Source organism: Pseudomonas sp. CROZ-RG-20F-R04-15, assembly GCF_022662375.1.
In the GTDB taxonomy this organism is placed as follows: Bacteria; Pseudomonadota; Gammaproteobacteria; order Pseudomonadales; family Pseudomonadaceae; genus Aquipseudomonas.
Genome location: NZ_JAKNQL010000002.1, coordinates 243,712 through 261,051 on the forward strand (window position 1 = coordinate 243,712; position 17,340 = coordinate 261,051).

Here is a 17,340-nt window from a genome sequence, read left to right on the forward strand (position 1 = left end):
ATGAGCCAGACCGCGACTATTTTGGTCATCGACGACGAGCCGCAGATCCGCAAGTTCCTGCGCATCAGCCTCGCTTCCCAAGGCTACAAAGTGCTTGAAGCCGGCACCGGTGCCGAAGGGCTGGCGCAGGCGGCGCTGAACAAACCGGACTTGCTGGTGCTCGACCTCGGCTTGCCGGACATGGACGGCCAGCAAGTGCTGCGCGAGTTTCGCGAATGGGCCACGGCGCCGGTACTGGTGCTGTCGGTGCGCGCCAGCGAAGGGCAGAAGGTCGAGGCGCTGGATGGCGGCGCCAATGACTACGTGACCAAGCCGTTCGGTATTCAGGAATTTCTCGCGCGGGTTCGCGCCTTGTTGCGTCAGGCCCCGGCGGGGGAGGCCCAGCAAGCCGCGTTGAATTTCGGTCCGCTAACGGTGGATCTGGCCTATCGGCGGGTGTTGCTCGACGACGTCGAAGTGGCGCTGACGCGCAAGGAATACGCAGTGCTGGCGCAACTGGCGCGGCATCCGGGGCGAGTGATTACCCAGCAGCAGTTACTCAAGGATATCTGGGGGCCGACGCACACCGAGGACAGCCATTATCTGCGGATTGTGGTGGGGCATCTACGGCAGAAACTGGCGGATGACCCGACGCGGCCGCGGTTTATTGTGACCGAAGCCGGGGTTGGCTATCGGCTGTTGAGCGATATTGGCTGATCTGGCCCCTTCGCGAGCAGGCTCGCTCCCACACTGGATCTGCGTCGTTCACAAATCCCCTGTGGGAGCGAGCCTGCTCGCGAAGAGGCCATCAAACACACCCAAAAAATCAGGTCAGATCATCCCTGCTCACTGTCATACCGATCCAGCGTATCCCGGGCAATCTCGCGCCCCAACGCGATCAACTCCGGCGCCTTGTAGAACTCGAAAAACCGGCACACCCGCTTCGGCACGTTGATCAGGATATCCGGCGGATACCCGGCAATCTTGTACTGCGCCAGCGAGGTCTGCATTACCTCGAAACTCTGGTTGATCAGATCCAGCAACGAGGCCGGCCCGACGTTATCGATGATGAACGAACCGGTCGCCGATTTCGGCGCGCCTTCACGCTCGGGCGCGGCCGCTGGTTGCTGGCTCTCCGGCTCGGCGCCTTCCAGCCATGGGTTGATATCCGCCGCTTCGGCGCGCAGTGCTTCCTGTTCCAGCTTCAACAGCTGCTCAGCCTGTGTACGGCGGAACGGCATCTTCGACCCCAACGAATTGATCAGGCTGTCGAAGCGCGAGCGGAACGCCGGCGGGCGCTGGATCACCGGCAGTTTGTAATGGCGCTGGTTGGTCGAGTTGAGATTGACCGCAATGATCAGATCACAGTGACTCGACACCACGGGCACGATCGGCAGCGGGTTGAGAATACCGCCGTCGACCAGCATGCGATTGCCTTGCATCACCGGCGTGAACAGGCTCGGAATCGCCGCCGAGGCGCGCATCGCCTGATGCAGGCAGCCTTCCTGAAACCAGATCTCCTGCTGGTTGGTGAGGTCGGCGGCGACGGCGGTGTAGGGGATGCGCAAGTCTTCGATGTTGACCTCGCCGACGATCTTGCGAATCTGCCCGAAGACCTTTTCGCCGCGAATCGCGCCGAGACGAAAACTCACGTCGACCAGCCGCAGCACATCCAGATAGTCGAGACTTTCGATCCAGTTTTTGTAAACGTCGAGTTTGCCGGCGGCATAGATCCCGCCGACGACCGCGCCCATCGAACACCCGGCAATGCAGGCGATTTCGTAACCGCGTTTCTCGATCTCTTCGATGACCCCGATATGGGCATAGCCCCGGGCGCCGCCGGAGCCCAGCACCAGTGCGACACGCTTTTTCATCCAGCTTCCTCCCCGACAAGGTTCCACAATGCACCCATCGCCGGGCTGGCTCAATCGCCGTGGTCGTTGAGTGCGCCGGTGACGTCGTTTTTTCGATACTGCATGACCCTTCGGCGCTATCCTTCTCAGTTGCGCGGTTTCACCCGCCGGCAAGGCACTTTTTCGCAGCCTTACCGTCTTACCTGCACGACTGTTGACCTATTTTGAGGTGTGAGTGATGAAAGCCTGGATCTGTGTGCCGTTGATGGCTCTGGCATTGGCCGGTTGCGCCGGTAAAACCGCTTACCGCGACAGCTGTGGCAGTCAGCTCGATGCGGCGTGGCACGAGCTCGATCTGGCCAAGGCCGAAGGTTTTGCCGGCACTGTCAGCTACTCGAAAGCGCTGTCGCTGCTGACTGCCGCGAAGACCCAGCAACAATTCGAGGGCTTTGAAGGTTGCAGCAACAAAGCCGAAAAGGCGCGCTTCTACATTCGCGAATCCCGCGCCGGCCGCTAAGCTGCTGACGTGAAGCAAGGAAGCTGCGTTCACTGGGCAGCAGAATGATCTTCAAAGCCATTTGAATCAGGAGCAAGCGATGTCTGCGTTGGTTGACCGGTTGGTGGTTCATGTCCTGAGCCTGGAAGTACGGCTGCTGGCCTGTCAGGCGCGGCTCACTGCACGGACCGACCCCGAAGCGCTGCATGATCTGCGTACCACGGTGCGGCGCTTGCGTAGTCTGTTGCGGCCATTGCGCGGTTTGCCCGGTGTCGAACAACTGGAAGATGCCGCCTCGGCGGTCGGCCAATTGACCACCCCGTGGCGTGATCGCGAGGTGTTGGCGGCGTACTTGCTCCAGCATGATCAGCCTGAAGCTGCGCAACGGCGCATGGTGCAAATGGCCGAGGCCTATCCGGCGCTGGCGGCGAGTGCCGAGGTGGCTTCGTTGCTGATGATTCTCGACGCGTTCCCGCGATTCCTGCGGGCGTCGCAGCGTCAGGGCTTGCTCAAGGGGCTGGATAAACGCATCGAAAAACGTCTCGGCAAACAATGGCAGAAACTCGACCAGGCGCTGCACGATCCGGCCCACGACCGCCATCGCCTGCGCCTGTTGATCAAGCGTGTGCGCTACGGCATCGAAGCCTATCCCGAACTGGATCGCTTGCCCGCCCCAGCGTTGAAGCGATTGAAGGCTGCGCAAGGGGCGTTGGGCGACTGGCACGATTGCTGGCAGTGGCTGGCGAAAGCCGAGCTGGAGGCTGATCTGCAACCGTGCGTTGCAACCTGGCAGGCGACGATGGTCAACGCTGAAGTCGAGGCCGACCGAGTGCTTGAAAAACTCAGCGCTGCCTGCTTCAAAAAATCCTGAAATCACCACATCCCCTGTGGGAGCGAGCTTGCTCGCGAATGCGTTCTGTCAGGCGGTACATTTTTTCCTGACACACCGCTTTCGCGAGCAAGCTCGCTCCAACAGGGTGTTGTGTGTGTCGGGAAGTGCGCTAAGGCCTTTCTGTCAGCCCATTTGACCGGTATAGACGCTGCGGCGCTGTGCAGGTCTGGTTAAGATCCCTGCATTCCTTTCTCGTTTTCTGAGGTTGCCCCATGCGCTTTAGCGATCTGCTCGATGCGGTCCGTCGCCAACCGGAACTAACGATTCCTGCCGAATGGGGCCAGGGCCGTGCCAGTTTTGGTGGTCTGGTGGTCGCGCTGCAATACGAAGCCATGCGCGCGAAAGTATCGGCGGATCGCCCGGTGCGTTCACTGGCGATCACCTTTGTCGGCCCGGTCGAGCCTGAAGTCCCGGTGAGCTTCGAAGTGGATGTGCTGCGTGAAGGCAAAGCCGTCAGCCAGGTCATGGGCCGGGCGATGCAGAATGGTCAGGTGGTGACCATCGTTCAGGGCAGCTTCGGAGCTTCGCGGCCTTCGGAAGTCGCCGTTGAGGCGTATCCGGCGCCGGCAATGAAACACTGGGATGAATGCCAGGAGTTGCCCTACATCAAAGGCGTGACCCCGGAATTCATGCGCCATCTGGCGATGCGCTGGAGCGTCGGCGGCATGCCGTTCACCGGTAATCAATCGCGACTGATGGGCGGCTGGGTACGGTTACGCGGTGATGTCAAAGAAGAGCCGGTCAAAGAGGCGCATCTGCTGGCGTTGGTGGATGCATGGCCGCCGGCGCTGTTGCCGTATCTGAAAAAGCCCGCACCGGGCAGCACGTTGACCTGGACCATCGAATTCGTACAGCCGTTACGCGACTTGAGCACGCTGGACTGGTGCCAATATCTGGCCGATATCGAGTACGCCGCCGACGGCTACGGCCATGTCGCCGCCAAGCTGTGGAGCGCGGAAGGGGAGCTGATTGCGATGAGTCGCCAGACGGTGACGATCTTCGCCTGACTCAATGCCGACGGTGGCGCTCACGCCAGGCGCGCCACCAGCCGCCGCTGAGAAAGAAACGCGGAAAGGTCAGAAACTGCTCGACCAGCAATCGCGACATTGCATCTTTACGATCACTGAACGGCTCGGAGGCTTGCGCCTCCAGGCTATGGCCGTGACGCTGCAAACCCAGCGCCGCGACGATTCCGATCACGCCAATGGCCACGCTGGCCAGGCTCAGGCTGAACACCCCGGAGACAATCAGCAGAAACGCGACGATAAACAACGGCACGGCGATCAGGTGCAACACCAGATTGGTCGGGTGCTGATGATTGCCGGGGTACGCGCGCCATTGCCACGCGGGAAGATTGGGGTGACGTTTGCCCATGTTTTGTACTCCTCGATCCATGTTGAACTCATGGTGGAAGAATAGGCCCGGGCGGCGAGGGCGGCGAATCAAGGTTGGCTATTGAAGTGATAGGCGTCATCGCAGGATTCGATGCTGAATGGGCTGACGCCTTCGCGAGCAAGCTCGCTCCCACAGAGGATTTATGAGCACCCCAGATCCAATGTGGGAGCGAGCTTGCTAGCGAAGGGGCCCTCAGAGTTTCAGTTGTCCGATCGCCTTGCTCAACTCCCCAGCCAACGTCGCCAGCTCATTACTGGTCGTCGCCGAATCCACCGTCTGCTGCACCGTGTTTTCGGTCACATCCCGAATACTCACCACCGCCCGGTTCATCTCCTCGGCGACCTGACTCTGCTGCTCCGCCGCCACGGCAATCTGCGTGTTGCTTTCGCGCATCTGCGCCACCGCCCCGGTGATCTCCGCCAGCGCCGCGCCAGCCTCCTGCGCTTGCTGCACGCAGTCGTCGGCCTTGTACGAACTTTCCTGCATGAAATCCACCGCATCGCGAGTGCCGGCCTGCAACGCGGAGACCATTGTGGTGATCTCGTCGGTCGAGGTCTGTACGCGTTTGGCGAGGTTGCGCACCTCATCGGCGACCACCGCAAAACCGCGGCCCATCTCACCGGCGCGAGCGGCCTCGATGGCCGCGTTCAGGGCGAGCAGGTTGGTCTGCTCGGCAATGCTGTGAATCACGCTGACCACGCCATTGATCTTCTGACTGTCCTCGGCCAGGCGCTGGATCATCTCGGCCGTCTGCTGCACTCCGCTGGAGAGTCCGGCAATCGAATGCTGCACCCGAGCGACCACTTGCTGACCGCTGCCCGCGAGTCCGTCGGCGGTCTGCGACAGGTCGCGGGTGGCGCCGGCGTGCTGGGCGATGTGATAGACCGTGGCGGTCATTTCGTTGATCGCGGTAGCGGCCTGATCGGTTTCACTTTGCTGACCGAGCATGCCGTGGCGCACTTCGTTCATGCTCGACGCCAGTCGCGCCGCGCCGACATCCAGTTGCCGCGCCGTGTTGGCCACCGTGGTTACGACGCGTTGATAACCGGCCTGCATCGCGTTGAACGCATTGGCCATCTGCCCGACTTCGTCTTTGCCGGCCAGTGGCACGCGGGCCGAAAGATCACCGCTTTTTTCGACGTGGAGCATCACGTCTTTCAGGGTGTTGAGCTGGCTGAGCAGGAAGCGGATCAGCAGTTGCGAGGCACACAGCATGGCGAACATCAGAATGAACACCGCCACCGCATAGTTGGCGAAACGTTCGCTGAACACTTGGCTCAGGCTCGGACCATAGGCAATCACTGCGACCTGCTGACCATCGGAGCGGCTGAACACTTCGGCGCCCATCAACGGATTGTCGCCGAACAGCGGCAGGTGATTGATCTGGTTCCAGCCGTTGCTGTCAGTGATTTCCAGCAAGGGCTGATCATTCAGGCGCGGTGCTTCGCCGCGTTTGAAGGTCAACACCTGATCGGCTTTGGGCAATGGCTGACCGACCGGCCAGGCTTTGAGCAGTTGTGCCTGGGCTTGCGCCGAGGCCTGTGATGCGTGACTGCGCGCCTGTTGTTCGAGTTGCACGGCGTACAGCACCAACAGCAGGGTGGTGACGAAGGCGACCGCATTGACCGCCCAGAATTTGTATTTCAGCGAGATATTGCTAAGCCAGGCACCCATGGAGGTCTTCTCTGATAGCGGAAACAGTTTTGGCAAGGTGCCAGCATTGTGCCGCTATGCAGGTCTGCGGATCTTGATACACATCAAAAGAACACATCGACCCCCTGTGGGAGCGAGCCTGTTCGCGAAGAGGGCGTGTCAGCCAACATGATTGCCATCTGAACCAGCGCTTTCGCGAGCAGGCTCGCTCCCACAAGGAAATTGGGGGGTGTCAGGAGAGGGTGGGCAGGTTGTAGAACGCGCGGGCACATGCGGTGGTGTGTGCCGCCAGATCTTCCTCGGTTTCGCCTCGATGCAACGCCACTTCGCGCAGCACTTCAGTCAGATACGCCGGCTCATTGCGGCCGTTCTTCGGCTTCGGTCGAAGAGTGCGCGGCAGCAAATAAGGTGCATCGCTTTCCAGCATCAAGCGTCCACGTTTGATCTCTTTCACCAGTGGATGCAAATGCGTGCCACGGCGCTCATCGCAGATCCAGCCAGTAATGCCGATGTGCAGGTCCAGATCGAGGTAGCTGAACAACGCCTTTTGCTCGCCGGTGAAGCAGTGCACCACGGCGGCGGGCAGTTGATCACGGAAGTCTTTCAATATTTCCAGCAAACGCTGGCTGGCATCGCGCTCGTGCAGGAACACCGGCAATTGCAGTTCAACGGCCAGCGCCAGATGTTCTTCGAGGACTTTTTCCTGCTGCGGGCGTGGCGAGAAGTCACGGTTGAAATCCAGACCGCATTCACCCACGGCGACGACGCTTTTCTCTTGCAGCAGACTGCGCAAACGACGGGCACTGTCAGCGTTCCAGTCACTGGCCGAATGCGGGTGAATACCGGCGGTGGAGAATAGCCGTTGACCGCTCTCATCCAGCTGTTGGCAAAGCTCCAGCGCCTGCTCGCTGCCCTCGACGCTGGTGCCGGTCAGCACCAGTTGGCAGACCCCGGAGGCATAGGCGCGGTCGAGCACGGCCTGATGTTTGTCGGCGAAACTGGGGTTGGTCAGGTTGACGCCGATATCGATGAGTTGCATGGTTGCTACCTCGGGCCGAAGGCCGGAAAGCATACCAGAGCTGTAGATTCATAAGAAAAGCCAAGAACTACAACGAGTTATAGCTGTCTCTTGCTGCCGCGACGCAGCCCGGTTTGGCAGAAGTGCCATTACTGTGCCAGTCTCTCGCACTTTGCCAGCGCTCCAGGCGCTCTGTTTTCGTCGGTGATTTCGACTTCGTAGAGATGAAATCACCCCGTATTCTTTTCGGAGAGTGGATGGTTCGTCCCTCGGTTTTGCTGCTGTTGTGTGGATCGTTGCTGCTGCCGATGACGGCGGTTGCGCGCCTGCCCGGGCCGCTGCAAGCCGTGCCGGCGGCCAAGGTGCGAGATTTGTCCGAGATTCGCAGCAGCCGCGTGCTGCGCGTGCTGGTCAATCAGAGCCGCAACAGCTCCGGCGAAGTTCAGGGTCAGGCCATCGGCGTCGAATACCATCGTCTGCGCGCCTTCGAGCAATACCTCAACGGCCATGCCCGCGACGGCCAGGAAATCACCCTCAAGATCATTCCCAAAGCCAAGGATCAACTGCTCGGCGCCTTGCAGCGCGGCGAGGGCGATTTGGTCGCGCCGGGTGAATTGCTTGAGCTGCAATCGGGCTTTGCTGTGGCCAGCAGCGAACCGATTGCCAGCAACGTGCCGCTGGTGTTGGTCGGCATCAAGGGCGAGCGGCGCTACACCAAAGTCGAGCAGCTCTCCGGTAAAACGCTGGCGCTGCCTACCGGTAGCGCGGCGGGGGAGGCGGTCAGTCAGCTCAATCAGAAATTGTCGTTGCACAAACTGGCGCCGATCAAGATCGAATGGGTCGATCCGACCCTGGCGGTCGAAGATGTATTGGAGATGGTGCAGGGCGGGATTTTCCACCTGACCATCGTCGAGCAACCGATCGCCGAGCGCTGGGGCAAGATCCTGCCGAAGCTGCGCTTTGACCGGCAGTTGATGATCAGCGAGCCGGGCGAGGAATACTGGTTTGTGCGCCGTGATGCTTCGATGTTGCGCGCAAGCATTGACCGTTTCCTCGGCGGCTACAAGAAACCGTCGAATGAAGATGCCGCGTTTCTGCGCATCTATCGCCGCCTCTATCAAGTCCACTATCCATTGGCCAAGGCTGATCGCCAGCGTCTGGAAAAACTGCGCCCGACCCTGCAGAAGCACGCGCAGGCGCAGAACATGGATTGGCTGAATCTGGCCGCACTGGCGTTCAAGGAATCACGCCTGCAACCCAATGCCCGCAGCGGCAGTGGCCCGACCGGGCTGATGCAGATCACGCCTTCCGCCGCCCAGCGTGTCGGCGTGAGCAACATTCAGAATCTCGATGCAAACGTGCAGGCCGGAGCCAAGTACCTGGCGATGATTCGCCGCAAGTTCTTCAACAGCCCCAAGCTCAATGAACGCGAGCGCATGGCCTTCACGCTGGCGGCCTACAACATTGGCCCCGAACGTGTGCAGGGCATGCGCGCCGAGGCCCGGCGGCGTGGGCTGAACCCCAACCAGTGGTTCTTCCAGGTCGAGCGCATCGCCATGGAGCAGGTAGGAATGGGGCCGGTCAGCTATGTTAATAGCGTGAACAAGTATTACTTGGCGTTCGACCGGGAGCGGGAGTCGTTGGAGCCCGGGGCGCAAAAAGTCGTCTCACGAAAATGATCTAATAAATTGATTGTTATGGCGGAATATTTGCGCTTTTAACATGAAATTAACTGATTAATATAGCGGCCAACCAACACACATAACTCCTCGCAAAAACAAGGAACGCCCCATGAGCTCTCTGATCAACAAAGTATTGTTCACCCGCGCCGGCTACGGTCTGACCATCCTGCGCATTGCGGTCGGCGTGATCTTCGCTGCGCACGGTTCGCAAAAGCTTTTCGGTCTTTTCGGTGGTTACGGTCTGGCGGGCACCGCGCAGTACATGGACAGCATTGGTCTGCACCCGGGCTACCTGATGGCGACCCTGGCTGGCGGCACTGAGTTCTTCGCCGGCCTGGCCTTGATCATCGGCCTGCTGGTGCGTCCGGCGGCGTTGGGTCTGACCTTTCTGTCGCTGGTGGCGATCTTCACCGTACACATCAGCAACGGTTTGTTTATGGCCAACAACGGTTACGAGTTCGCTCTGGCCTTGCTTGGTGGCAGCCTTGCCGTACTGATCGAAGGCGCCGGCAAGCTCTCGGTGGACCGCGCCATCGCCGGTTAAGCGCTCTGGCTCAAGGAATAGGCCCGCATTGTGCGGGCCTTTTTTGTTGCCGCTGATTCTTGACACTGATCAGTCACGTTCTCTAGGATGTTGCCCATGCGCCGATTTAAACAGCTACTTGCGGGGCGCCAGGTGACTTTCAACAGTTGCCGTCAGAAGCCGGAACAGGGCTTCGAAATACCGCTAAAGCGCTGGTTCGGTGTTGCCTCTCACCTGCCATGCAGACTTTTGAGGCAGAGACACGACACGATGAATGCACTACGCCCTCCAGCACGTCCCGCGCCGATCACTGCGCATATCACTCAACGCAACCCGAAAATTCTCCTTGGCGGCAAACATCAGCCGACGCTGTTGCGTTATCTCGATGGCTGGCCACGTCGCAGCGGCGGCCCTGCCGCGTTCCTGATCCAGTTTGTCGAAGACGGCGAGTCGCTGGCGCGTTTTGCCAGTGACAGTTTTGATCTCGCGGTGATTCAGGCTCCGACTGGCGAAGATGCGCCGGAGATGATCAAGCAACTGGTCCGCGTTGCGCGGCAGGGCCTGATCACTCGTCGTTGATAGGCTTTACGGATAGTCGATAGCGACGATGTAAACGAATTGCTCGCCGGTTGGCGTCTGCACCCGCACCTCTGCATCCAGCGCCTTGCCGATCAAGGCGCGGGCCAGGGGTGAGTCGATGCTGATCAAACCCAGTTTCAGATCCAGTTCATCCGGGCCGACGATGCGGTAGCGCGATTGCTTGCCGTCTTCGTCTTCGATGGTCACCCAGGCGCCGAAGTAGACCTTGTTTGGATCACTGGGTTTTTCACTGACGACTTTCAACGCTTCCAGACGTTTGGTGAGAAAGCGCACGCGACTGTCGATCTCGCGCAGCATTTTCTTGCCGTAGGTGTATTCGGCGTTCTCCGAGCGATCACCCTGTGCCGCTGCCTCGCTGACCGATTGCGTCACCTGCGGGCGGCGCACATGCCACAACTCATGGAATTCGGCGCGCATCCGCGCTTCACCTTCGGGGGTGATCAGCGCGGTACCGGCGGTGCGGGGAGGGCGATAACGGCTCATGGCAACTTCTTGTGATTAAGACCGCTTGAGTCTATCAACCCTCACGCAACACTGTCAGTGGACTTGCGTTGAGTGCCCGACGCGTGCCGAACACGCCGGCACCACCAATCAGCGCCGCGCCAATCAAAGGCAGCACCAGCAACCACGGATGTGGGTGCCACGGCAGATCGAACGCATAGCGATACAACACCAGACTCACGACTTCCGAACCGATCGCCGCAAGCAGGCCGCTGACCGCACCGAGCAAACCGAACTCGATGCGCCGTGCCTTGATCAGCAATTGCCGCTCCGCCCCTAGCGCACGCAACAGCGCACCTTGACGGATACGTTCATCCAGCGTCGACTGCAAACCGGAAAACAGTACGGCCATGCCCGCTGCCAAAACAAACAACAACACGTATTCCACCGCCAGGGTGACCTGGGCGAGGATGCTGCGCAGTTGTTCAAGCAGTGCTTCGACCTGAAGAATGGTCACCGCCGGGAAGGTCCGCGACAGTTCGACGATCTGTTGATCATGACCCGGCGCCAGATAGAAGCTGGTCAGATACGTCGCCGGTAGATCCTTCAACGTACCAGGCTGGAAAATCATGAAGAAATTCGGCTGGAAGTTGTCCCAGTTGATTTCGCGCAGGCTGGTGACCTTCGCTTCGCGGTTGACGCCGCCGACGCTGAAGACCATGTGATCGCCAAGTTTGAGCTTGAGGCTTTCGGCGACTTTGCCTTCCACCGAGACACCGGGAACACCGTCGGTTGGCTGATCTTTCCACCATTCACCCGCCGTGAGCTTGTTGCCCGCTGGTAAATCAGCGGCCCAGGTCAGACTCAAATCTCTTTGAACCGCACGGTCGCCCGCCGAATCCTTGCTGACGATTTGCTGCACCGCTTCGCCATTGATGCTGATCAGTCGGCCGGGCACCACCGGATACAGTGGCGCCGCTTGTGCGGAGACCTTGATCAGGTGATCGGTGAAGGCCTGTTTGTCTGCCGGCAGAATATTCAGGGCAAAGTAGTTCGGCGCATTTTTCGGCAACTGGTTCTGCCAGGTGTCGAGCAGTTCGCCGCGCAGCAGGGCGATCAAAGCCATCGACAGCAGAATCAGGCCGAAGGCCAGCGACTGACCGGCCGCTGCCAACGGATGGCGCAACAACTGGCCCAGACCCAGGCGCCACGGCAGCGAAGCACGGGCGAGCATCCGCCGCAGGCTTTGCAGTAGCAACAACAGCAAGCTGCCCAGTACCAGTGCGGCGACCACGCCACCGCCGAGCAAGGCAAAGGTCAGCAGCAGATCCAGACTCAGGCGCCACATGATCAGGCCCAGCGCTCCGAGTGCCGCGCCGTAAACCATCCAGGTACTCGACGGGATCGGCAGCATGTCGCGGCGCAGCACGCGCAGCGGCGGCACGCGCCCCAGTGCAGCGAGCGGCGGCAAGGCGAAACCGGCCAATGCGACCAGCCCGGTGCCGATCCCGGCGATAGCGGGAAACAAACCGCCCGGTGGCACATCGCTTGGTAACAAATCATGCAGTAGTGCGAACAAGCCCAGTTGCGCCAGCCAACCCAGCAGCGCTCCACTGAGCGCTGCCAGCAAGCCGAGCACGGTCAACTGCAAGCTGAACAGCACCATGGTTTCCCGACGCGACAGACCGAGACAGCGCAGCAACGCACTGGCATCGAAACGCCGACTGGCGAAACGGTTGGCCGACAAGGCCACCGCCACCCCGGCCAACAGTACGGCGACCAGACTGGCCATGTTCAGATAACGTTCGGCCTTGCCCAGCGCACCGCCAATCTGCCGGTTGCCATCGCGGGCATCCTGAATCCGCTGGTTGGCCGCAAGCCCCGGTTTGATCAATTGCCGATAGGTTTCCAGTGCCTGCGGTTCACCGCGCCACAGTTCGCGGTAACTCACGCGGCTGCCGGGTTGCACCACACCGGTGGCGGCGAGGTCGTCGAGGTTGATCATCACCCGTGGCGTGAGGCTGTAGAAGTTGCCGGCGCGATCCGGTTCGTAGGTCAGCACGCGGGTCAGCTTCAAGGTCTTCATGCCGACATCGATGCTGTCGCCGATCTTCAGCTCCAGTGCGGTCAGCAGGCGTGCCTCGACCCAGGCTTCGCCCGGTTGCGGTTCGCCGCCGGTTTCTTCGGTGGCGAACGGCGCGGGTGCGCTCTTCAGTTCCCCGCGCAACGGATAGGCGCGGTCGACGGCTTTGATGCTCGACAGTTGAATGCCGTTGTCGGTGGCGATGACACTGGAGAACTCCACCACCTGCGCATGATTCAGGCGCAGTTCGGTGCCGCTGCGAATCTGTTCTTCACGGGCCGGAGAGCTGCCTTCGAGAACCAGATCGGCACCCAGAAACTCGGTCGCGCGCAACATCATGGCGCCGTTCAGGCGGGCGCCGAAATAACCAATTGCGGTACTCGCCGCCACCGCCACGACCAACGCGAAGAACAACACGCGCAATTCCCCGGCGCGGGCATCGCGCAGCAGTTGGCGAATGGCGAGACTGAACAGACGCAACAGCGGCAAACGTGCCATCAAGGCTCCAGAGGGGCGACCAGCAGCCCGGCTTCAAGACGGATCAGGCGCCGGCAACGATGGGCCAGACGTTCGTCGTGGGTCACCAGCACCAGGGTGGTGCCGCGCTCCTTGTTCAATTCGAAGAGCAAATCGCTGATGCGCTCACCGGTATGGCTATCGAGGTTGCCGGTGGGTTCATCGGCGAACAGCACGTCAGGCTCGGCAGCAAACGCTCGGGCAATCGCCACGCGCTGCTGTTCGCCACCCGAGAGCTGGCGCGGCGAATGGGTCAGGCGCTGACCGAGGCCGACGCGCTGGAGCAGTTCGGTCGCACGCTCACGCGCATCTTTGCGGCCATCGAGTTCCAGCGGCAGCATGACGTTTTCCAGCGCATTGAGACTGTCGAGCAACTGGAACGACTGAAAGACGAAACCGACATGCTCGGCACGAATGCGCGCGCGCTGGTCTTCATCGAGATTGCTCAAGCCTTGGCCGGCGAGGATGACTTCGCCGCTGCTTGGCAGGTCGAGGCCGGCGAGCAGGCCGAGGAGGGTGGATTTGCCGGAACCGGACGCGCCAACGATGGCCAGGCTGTCGCCCTTGTTCAGTTCCAGGCTGAGTTCGTGCAGGATAGTCAGTTCACCTTCCGCGCTGGGAACCACTTTGCTGAGGTTCTTCGCGGTGAGAATGCTTGCGCCCATGGAGAATCCGATGCGTGTGTGGTTTTTGAGTGCTGGCCTGGCCTTGATGTGCATGGCCCAGAACGCAGCGGCGGGTACTGTCCTGATCGTTGGCGATAGTATCAGCGCCGGTTTCGGACTGGATACCCGCTTGGGGTGGGTGTCGTTGCTCGAACAACGGCTCAAACAGGAGGGTTTCGACGACAAAGTGGTCAACGCCTCGATCAGCGGCGACACCAGTGCCGGAGGCCAGGCGCGGCTGCCCGCGCTGCTTGCAGAGCATAAGCCGGAACTGGTGATCCTCGAACTGGGTGGCAACGATGGCTTGCGCGGAATGCCGCCAACTCAATTGCAACAAAATCTTGCCTCGATGATCGACAGCTCCCGCCAGAGCGGCGCCAAGGTGCTGTTGCTCGGCATGCAATTGCCGCCCAACTACGGCAAGCGCTACACCGATGCTTTTGCCGAGGTCTACGGCAAACTCGCCAACGATAAAAAGATCCCGCTGGTGCCGTTTTTCCTCGACGGCGTGGGCGGTCATCCAGACTTGATGCAAGCCGATGGTCTGCACCCGGCAGCCGGGGCTCAGGGCAAGTTGCTGGAAAATGTCTGGCCGACGCTAAAACCCTTGCTTTGAATTTACCGCGCGGAGGCGTCAGAAGGGAGTGAGCTGTTTGCTGTATCCAAATTTGATCCCTGACGCGAAAAAACCTCCGCATTCGCTTTGCTTTCGGCAGGTCAGGCATTCCGGTGCAAACTCATTTTTCCAGTCACTGATTGATTTTCGGTAGTACGGAAGAATGTCTGGGTTAACCAGACACAACTGATGGTTGTAGACCGAAACGTTCATTCCATATTTGGTAAGAATCTGTACCGATTTGCTGAGAGTGTCTTTGTATTCGATGGGATCAATCCAAAGCTCATCAAGATTGGCGCGGGTAAACCCCATCATTTCAAGCCCCATCAAAGCAACCTGATCGACGAACAAGAGATTGCGCGCAATGAACTCACATAGCTGAGGAAGCCGCTGGATCGACAATTTGTGTAAGACGACCCGAATCTCGACCCTCTGCCCCAAGCGTTTCAGGTTCAGAATGCCTTGAATGGTTTCGTCGAATGCGCCTTGAGCCTGAACGATATAGTCATGAAGAGTTGGATCATCTGAATAGACGGGAATCCCGACCATTGCATCAGGTAATCCTATCTCCGCATATTTTTCAGCAAACCTTGGGTCTCTGAAGCTTCTTCCATTCGAAAGGATATGAATGGCGGTTCTTGGTAGGTAGCTTTTCGTCAGGCTAACTATTCTGAGAAAACGCTCCTTATTGGTGGTTGGCTCTCCACCAGTGAATCCTAGCTCGCGGGTTTCTTTTGGGATCAATGGGATCAAGCTTTCGATTTCATCGAGTATCCATGAGTCATCGGCTGCTTTAGGAGGCTGTGAGCACATCAGGCAATAGTTATTGCACTGCTCAGTTAGCAGAATGCTGTTGTTCGGCGACGAGGCCCGAAACAGAACCCGAATGCTTTGACGATCAGTGGAAAGCCGGACAATGTCATTGTTGCCAATGTAGTCGTAGTCATGTGGCAGGATCGAGTAGTCGGAGCCCTCGGGGAGTTCTTGAGCCAAATCCTGATGCTGTTCAGTCAGAAGATAGTGTGCAAATCCGAAGGGGATAGGGCATTCGGTCGCCAGATAGGCCATTTCTCTTCGTAGGATTTCGGGAAGGTTTCGGTTAGTGGAAACCTTGATGAGCGTGAGATCCTTGGAGACATCAACTGCATGGATACGGATTATTTTTCCGCTGAGCTTCAGCATCGATTCGCCCATCCCATAAAAATCCGCTTCGTATCTTCGTCGTTTTCCATCAATTCAATGAGGTGTTTGAAGATCGCCATGTTCCGTTTACAAAAGGAGGATTCTGGCTTTCTTCCTACCAGATCCTTATGCATGGCGTGATGGTAAACAGGTTCTGAGCCGCAGAAGGGTTCAAATGCGCAGTCTGAGCACATGGGAGAACTCAGTGTGAAGGAATCTTCCAGGGCATCTAAGAGCTGATCCGAGAGGATGATTTCCTCATAGGATTGTTCCAGAATATTGCCTAATCTGAAGGTCTGGTCGCCCATCTCAGCAAGCATGCGACTTTCATCCGAAGCATAGACTGAGCCATCGTAATTGAACACGATGGCAGCAATTCCAGCACCTGCGGGGTTCATCAGATCAACGAATCCGGGGTCTGTTGATGTGAGCATTTTTGCCAGCACAAGCGATGAGTACTGCTCCACAAATCGTATGCCGGACTTGTTCAGCTTGATGATGTATTCAAGACCTTCTTTGTAAAAGTCTAGCCAACGTTCAGTGTCATATGACAGGTATTTTTTGGTCTTGATTGCGAAGCCATACGGCGAGAGAGTTCGGAGAAATATCCCATCAAAACCTAGCCGCAGGTACTCATCAATGATCGCCCTAACGTGGGGTAGGCTCTTGTCGGTGGTTGTCATCAGAGCAGACACTTGATCGTACCCGAGTGCTGCGCGTGCTTTTGTTAACCCCTCTTCGAAACGTTGGTGACTGTTCCGTCCGGGGCGCGGACGATTGGCATTGTGGAGATTCATCGGTCCGTCGAGGGAGGATGAAAGGACAATGCGATGCTTTTTGCAGAAAATAAGCATTTCATCAGTTAACAGCGAAAGCGTGGTTGCAATCACGAACTGAAGGTCACGGTCCTCTTTGAGGTTGCGTTTTTCAGCCTCAAGGACAACGTATTTCACCATCTCAAAATTCAGCAGGGGCTCTCCGCCCTGAAATTCAATTTTGATGGCCGGATTCGGTGACATGAAAACGAAATCCAATGACCGGTCAGCCATCTCTGAGGTCATGTCGAATTCATCTCTGATTTCCGATTGCCGTGAGACTTGGCAATAGGGGCAGCTATGATCGCATCGAAGGGTCACTACAAAGATATGCAGATTGGTGAACTGAGCGAGCCTGGACAAGCGGGTGCGTATCTTGAGAGCGAGTAGCTGGAGAGGCGCTTGCTCCTCTGGAAATCGAATGAACTGCTTTGAACGGAGCGTTGGGATCAGCTCTGATGTAAGTGGTAGGGTTCTGTTGATCAGCGGTTCGAGTAACGGCGTCGGCAGGACATGGTACTCGCCCGCCATATTGGTAATGACGTATTCGCAGTCATTCAAACGGTCGAATTTGAACGGCAGCAGCTCGTAAGGGCGTTGCTGAGCGTAGAAATCCAGCTTCTGAAATTTACTCACTGATCAGTCCGGTTTTCGAGAAGGCCAGCCCAAGGATCAGATTTTTGATAGGCAACGTTTCAGTATTCAACTGGTGGCGCAGTTGGTAGTCGATCACGTCTTTCTTGAATTCTTGCACTGCGAGTAGGAATGAATGCTCTTCGACGCCGATATTCGAGGACAATACGCAGCTGAATTTTCCTTCAGCGCACGCAACATCAACCGTCAGCGAGTTCATTGCCCGATAAGCAGCTTTCTGCAGCACTTGTGCTTCGTAAAGCTGCTGGTCAAATACGAGCGTCACCTCCCGCTCCAT

The 17,340-nt window shown here is 58.5% G+C and carries 18 protein-coding genes; 8 read left to right on the forward strand and 10 right to left on the reverse strand.

Going from position 1 to position 17,340, the window contains the following annotated elements:
• Positions 1 to 696, forward strand: a complete 696-nt coding sequence (locus L8H52_RS05455) for a response regulator (RefSeq protein ID WP_242205715.1) — start codon at positions 1 to 3, stop codon at positions 694 to 696.
• 119 nt (positions 697 to 815) lie between these two features.
• Here L8H52_RS05455 and L8H52_RS05460 read toward each other — a convergent pair whose 3' ends face one another.
• On the reverse strand, positions 816 to 1,853 hold the full coding sequence (locus L8H52_RS05460; RefSeq protein WP_242205713.1) for a patatin-like phospholipase family protein: 1,038 nt from the start codon (positions 1,851 to 1,853) through the stop codon (positions 816 to 818).
• 217 nt (positions 1,854 to 2,070) lie between these two features.
• On the opposite strand from L8H52_RS05460, the gene L8H52_RS05465 reads away from it, so the two are divergent.
• The 3 genes from L8H52_RS05465 to L8H52_RS05475 all read left to right on the forward strand — a co-directional run bounded on the left by L8H52_RS05465 (position 2,071) and on the right by L8H52_RS05475 (position 4,227).
• Positions 2,071 to 2,349, forward strand: a complete 279-nt coding sequence (locus L8H52_RS05465; protein ID WP_064120270.1) for a hypothetical protein — start codon at positions 2,071 to 2,073, stop codon at positions 2,347 to 2,349.
• A 79-nt stretch (positions 2,350 to 2,428) separates the two neighbouring features.
• Positions 2,429 to 3,199 (forward strand): CHAD domain-containing protein, encoded by a 771-nt coding sequence (locus L8H52_RS05470; RefSeq protein ID WP_242205711.1) that lies wholly within the window; start codon positions 2,429 to 2,431, stop codon positions 3,197 to 3,199.
• 233 nt (positions 3,200 to 3,432) lie between these two features.
• Positions 3,433 to 4,227: an acyl-CoA thioesterase domain-containing protein gene (locus L8H52_RS05475; protein ID WP_242205709.1), complete on the forward strand. Its 795-nt coding sequence runs from the start codon at positions 3,433 to 3,435 to the stop codon at positions 4,225 to 4,227.
• A 1-nt stretch (position 4,228) separates the two neighbouring features.
• Here L8H52_RS05475 and L8H52_RS05480 read toward each other — a convergent pair whose 3' ends face one another.
• The 3 genes from L8H52_RS05480 to L8H52_RS05490 form a co-directional block, all read right to left on the reverse strand.
• Positions 4,229 to 4,594 carry an Mpo1-like protein gene (locus tag L8H52_RS05480; RefSeq protein WP_242205706.1) on the reverse strand — a complete coding sequence of 122 codons (366 nt, stop codon included), beginning with the start codon at positions 4,592 to 4,594 and terminating at the stop codon, positions 4,229 to 4,231.
• A gap of 213 nt (positions 4,595 to 4,807) precedes the next feature.
• The gene (locus tag L8H52_RS05485) at positions 4,808 to 6,289 is read right to left on the reverse strand and encodes a methyl-accepting chemotaxis protein (RefSeq protein WP_242205704.1); all 1,482 of its coding nucleotides are present in this window, start codon (positions 6,287 to 6,289) and stop codon (positions 4,808 to 4,810) included.
• A 211-nt stretch (positions 6,290 to 6,500) separates the two neighbouring features.
• Positions 6,501 to 7,307, reverse strand: a complete 807-nt coding sequence (locus tag L8H52_RS05490; RefSeq protein WP_242205703.1) for a TatD family hydrolase — start codon at positions 7,305 to 7,307, stop codon at positions 6,501 to 6,503.
• 236 nt (positions 7,308 to 7,543) lie between these two features.
• Here L8H52_RS05490 and L8H52_RS05495 point away from each other — a divergent pair, with 236 nt between their 5' ends.
• From L8H52_RS05495 to L8H52_RS05505, 3 genes are all read left to right on the forward strand, one after another.
• Positions 7,544 to 8,965: a transglycosylase SLT domain-containing protein gene (locus tag L8H52_RS05495; RefSeq protein ID WP_242205701.1), complete on the forward strand. Its 1,422-nt coding sequence runs from the start codon at positions 7,544 to 7,546 to the stop codon at positions 8,963 to 8,965.
• A gap of 112 nt (positions 8,966 to 9,077) precedes the next feature.
• Complete coding sequence (locus L8H52_RS05500; protein WP_007908568.1) at positions 9,078 to 9,512, forward strand: DoxX family protein; 435 nt, start codon at positions 9,078 to 9,080, stop codon at positions 9,510 to 9,512.
• A gap of 249 nt (positions 9,513 to 9,761) precedes the next feature.
• The gene (locus tag L8H52_RS05505; RefSeq protein WP_242205699.1) at positions 9,762 to 10,070 is read left to right on the forward strand and encodes a class I SAM-dependent methyltransferase; all 309 of its coding nucleotides are present in this window, start codon (positions 9,762 to 9,764) and stop codon (positions 10,068 to 10,070) included.
• Positions 10,071 to 10,076: 6 nt separating this feature from the next.
• Here L8H52_RS05505 and greB read toward each other — a convergent pair whose 3' ends face one another.
• The 3 genes from greB to L8H52_RS05520 are packed head-to-tail and all read right to left on the reverse strand — an operon-like array spanning position 10,077 to position 13,796.
• Positions 10,077 to 10,574 carry a transcription elongation factor GreB gene (gene greB / locus L8H52_RS05510; RefSeq protein WP_003226818.1) on the reverse strand — a complete coding sequence of 166 codons (498 nt, stop codon included), beginning with the start codon at positions 10,572 to 10,574 and terminating at the stop codon, positions 10,077 to 10,079.
• Between the two features lie 34 nt (positions 10,575 to 10,608).
• Positions 10,609 to 13,113: an ABC transporter permease gene (locus tag L8H52_RS05515; RefSeq protein ID WP_242205697.1), complete on the reverse strand. Its 2,505-nt coding sequence runs from the start codon at positions 13,111 to 13,113 to the stop codon at positions 10,609 to 10,611.
• On the reverse strand, positions 13,113 to 13,796 hold the full coding sequence (locus tag L8H52_RS05520) for an ABC transporter ATP-binding protein (RefSeq protein WP_007908572.1): 684 nt from the start codon (positions 13,794 to 13,796) through the stop codon (positions 13,113 to 13,115). The genes L8H52_RS05515 and L8H52_RS05520 overlap by 1 nt, the downstream gene beginning before the upstream one ends.
• A gap of 10 nt (positions 13,797 to 13,806) precedes the next feature.
• Between L8H52_RS05520 and L8H52_RS05525 the strand changes: the two genes are divergently transcribed.
• Positions 13,807 to 14,412 carry an arylesterase gene (locus tag L8H52_RS05525; protein ID WP_150706461.1) on the forward strand — a complete coding sequence of 202 codons (606 nt, stop codon included), beginning with the start codon at positions 13,807 to 13,809 and terminating at the stop codon, positions 14,410 to 14,412.
• Between the two features lie 18 nt (positions 14,413 to 14,430).
• On the opposite strand, the gene hxsC is transcribed toward L8H52_RS05525, so the two are convergent.
• The 3 genes from hxsC to hxsD are packed head-to-tail and all read right to left on the reverse strand — an operon-like array spanning position 14,431 to position 17,340.
• Positions 14,431 to 15,594 (reverse strand): His-Xaa-Ser system radical SAM maturase HxsC, encoded by a 1,164-nt coding sequence (gene hxsC, locus L8H52_RS05530; RefSeq protein ID WP_242206003.1) that lies wholly within the window; start codon positions 15,592 to 15,594, stop codon positions 14,431 to 14,433.
• The gene (gene hxsB / locus L8H52_RS05535) at positions 15,588 to 17,045 is read right to left on the reverse strand and encodes a His-Xaa-Ser system radical SAM maturase HxsB (protein ID WP_242205695.1); all 1,458 of its coding nucleotides are present in this window, start codon (positions 17,043 to 17,045) and stop codon (positions 15,588 to 15,590) included. Before hxsB ends, hxsC begins: the two co-directional genes overlap by 7 nt.
• Entirely contained in the window at positions 17,038 to 17,340 is a 303-nt protein-coding gene (gene hxsD, locus L8H52_RS05540) for a His-Xaa-Ser system protein HxsD (protein WP_242205694.1), read from the reverse strand. Before hxsD ends, hxsB begins: the two co-directional genes overlap by 8 nt.

Coding starts and splice junctions, on each gene's coding strand:
- greB (WP_003226818.1), bottom strand. CDS start 10,574: ATGAGCCGTTATCGCCCTCCCCGCACCGCCGGTACCGCGCTGATCACC.
- L8H52_RS05480 (WP_242205706.1), bottom strand. CDS start 4,594: ATGGGCAAACGTCACCCCAATCTTCCCGCGTGGCAATGGCGCGCGTAC.
- L8H52_RS05470 (WP_242205711.1), top strand. CDS start 2,429: ATGTCTGCGTTGGTTGACCGGTTGGTGGTTCATGTCCTGAGCCTGGAA.
- L8H52_RS05520 (WP_007908572.1), bottom strand. CDS start 13,796: ATGGGCGCAAGCATTCTCACCGCGAAGAACCTCAGCAAAGTGGTTCCC.
- L8H52_RS05455 (WP_242205715.1), top strand. CDS start 1: ATGAGCCAGACCGCGACTATTTTGGTCATCGACGACGAGCCGCAGATC.
- L8H52_RS05490 (WP_242205703.1), bottom strand. CDS start 7,307: ATGCAACTCATCGATATCGGCGTCAACCTGACCAACCCCAGTTTCGCC.
- L8H52_RS05525 (WP_150706461.1), top strand. CDS start 13,807: ATGCGTGTGTGGTTTTTGAGTGCTGGCCTGGCCTTGATGTGCATGGCC.
- L8H52_RS05515 (WP_242205697.1), bottom strand. CDS start 13,113: ATGGCACGTTTGCCGCTGTTGCGTCTGTTCAGTCTCGCCATTCGCCAA.
- hxsC (WP_242206003.1), bottom strand. CDS start 15,594: ATGCTGAAGCTCAGCGGAAAAATAATCCGTATCCATGCAGTTGATGTC.
- L8H52_RS05460 (WP_242205713.1), bottom strand. CDS start 1,853: ATGAAAAAGCGTGTCGCACTGGTGCTGGGCTCCGGCGGCGCCCGGGGC.
- L8H52_RS05505 (WP_242205699.1), top strand. CDS start 9,762: ATGAATGCACTACGCCCTCCAGCACGTCCCGCGCCGATCACTGCGCAT.
- L8H52_RS05500 (WP_007908568.1), top strand. CDS start 9,078: ATGAGCTCTCTGATCAACAAAGTATTGTTCACCCGCGCCGGCTACGGT.
- L8H52_RS05465 (WP_064120270.1), top strand. CDS start 2,071: ATGAAAGCCTGGATCTGTGTGCCGTTGATGGCTCTGGCATTGGCCGGT.
- L8H52_RS05485 (WP_242205704.1), bottom strand. CDS start 6,289: ATGGGTGCCTGGCTTAGCAATATCTCGCTGAAATACAAATTCTGGGCG.
- hxsD (WP_242205694.1), bottom strand. CDS start 17,340: ATGGAGCGGGAGGTGACGCTCGTATTTGACCAGCAGCTTTACGAAGCA.
- L8H52_RS05475 (WP_242205709.1), top strand. CDS start 3,433: ATGCGCTTTAGCGATCTGCTCGATGCGGTCCGTCGCCAACCGGAACTA.
- L8H52_RS05495 (WP_242205701.1), top strand. CDS start 7,544: ATGGTTCGTCCCTCGGTTTTGCTGCTGTTGTGTGGATCGTTGCTGCTG.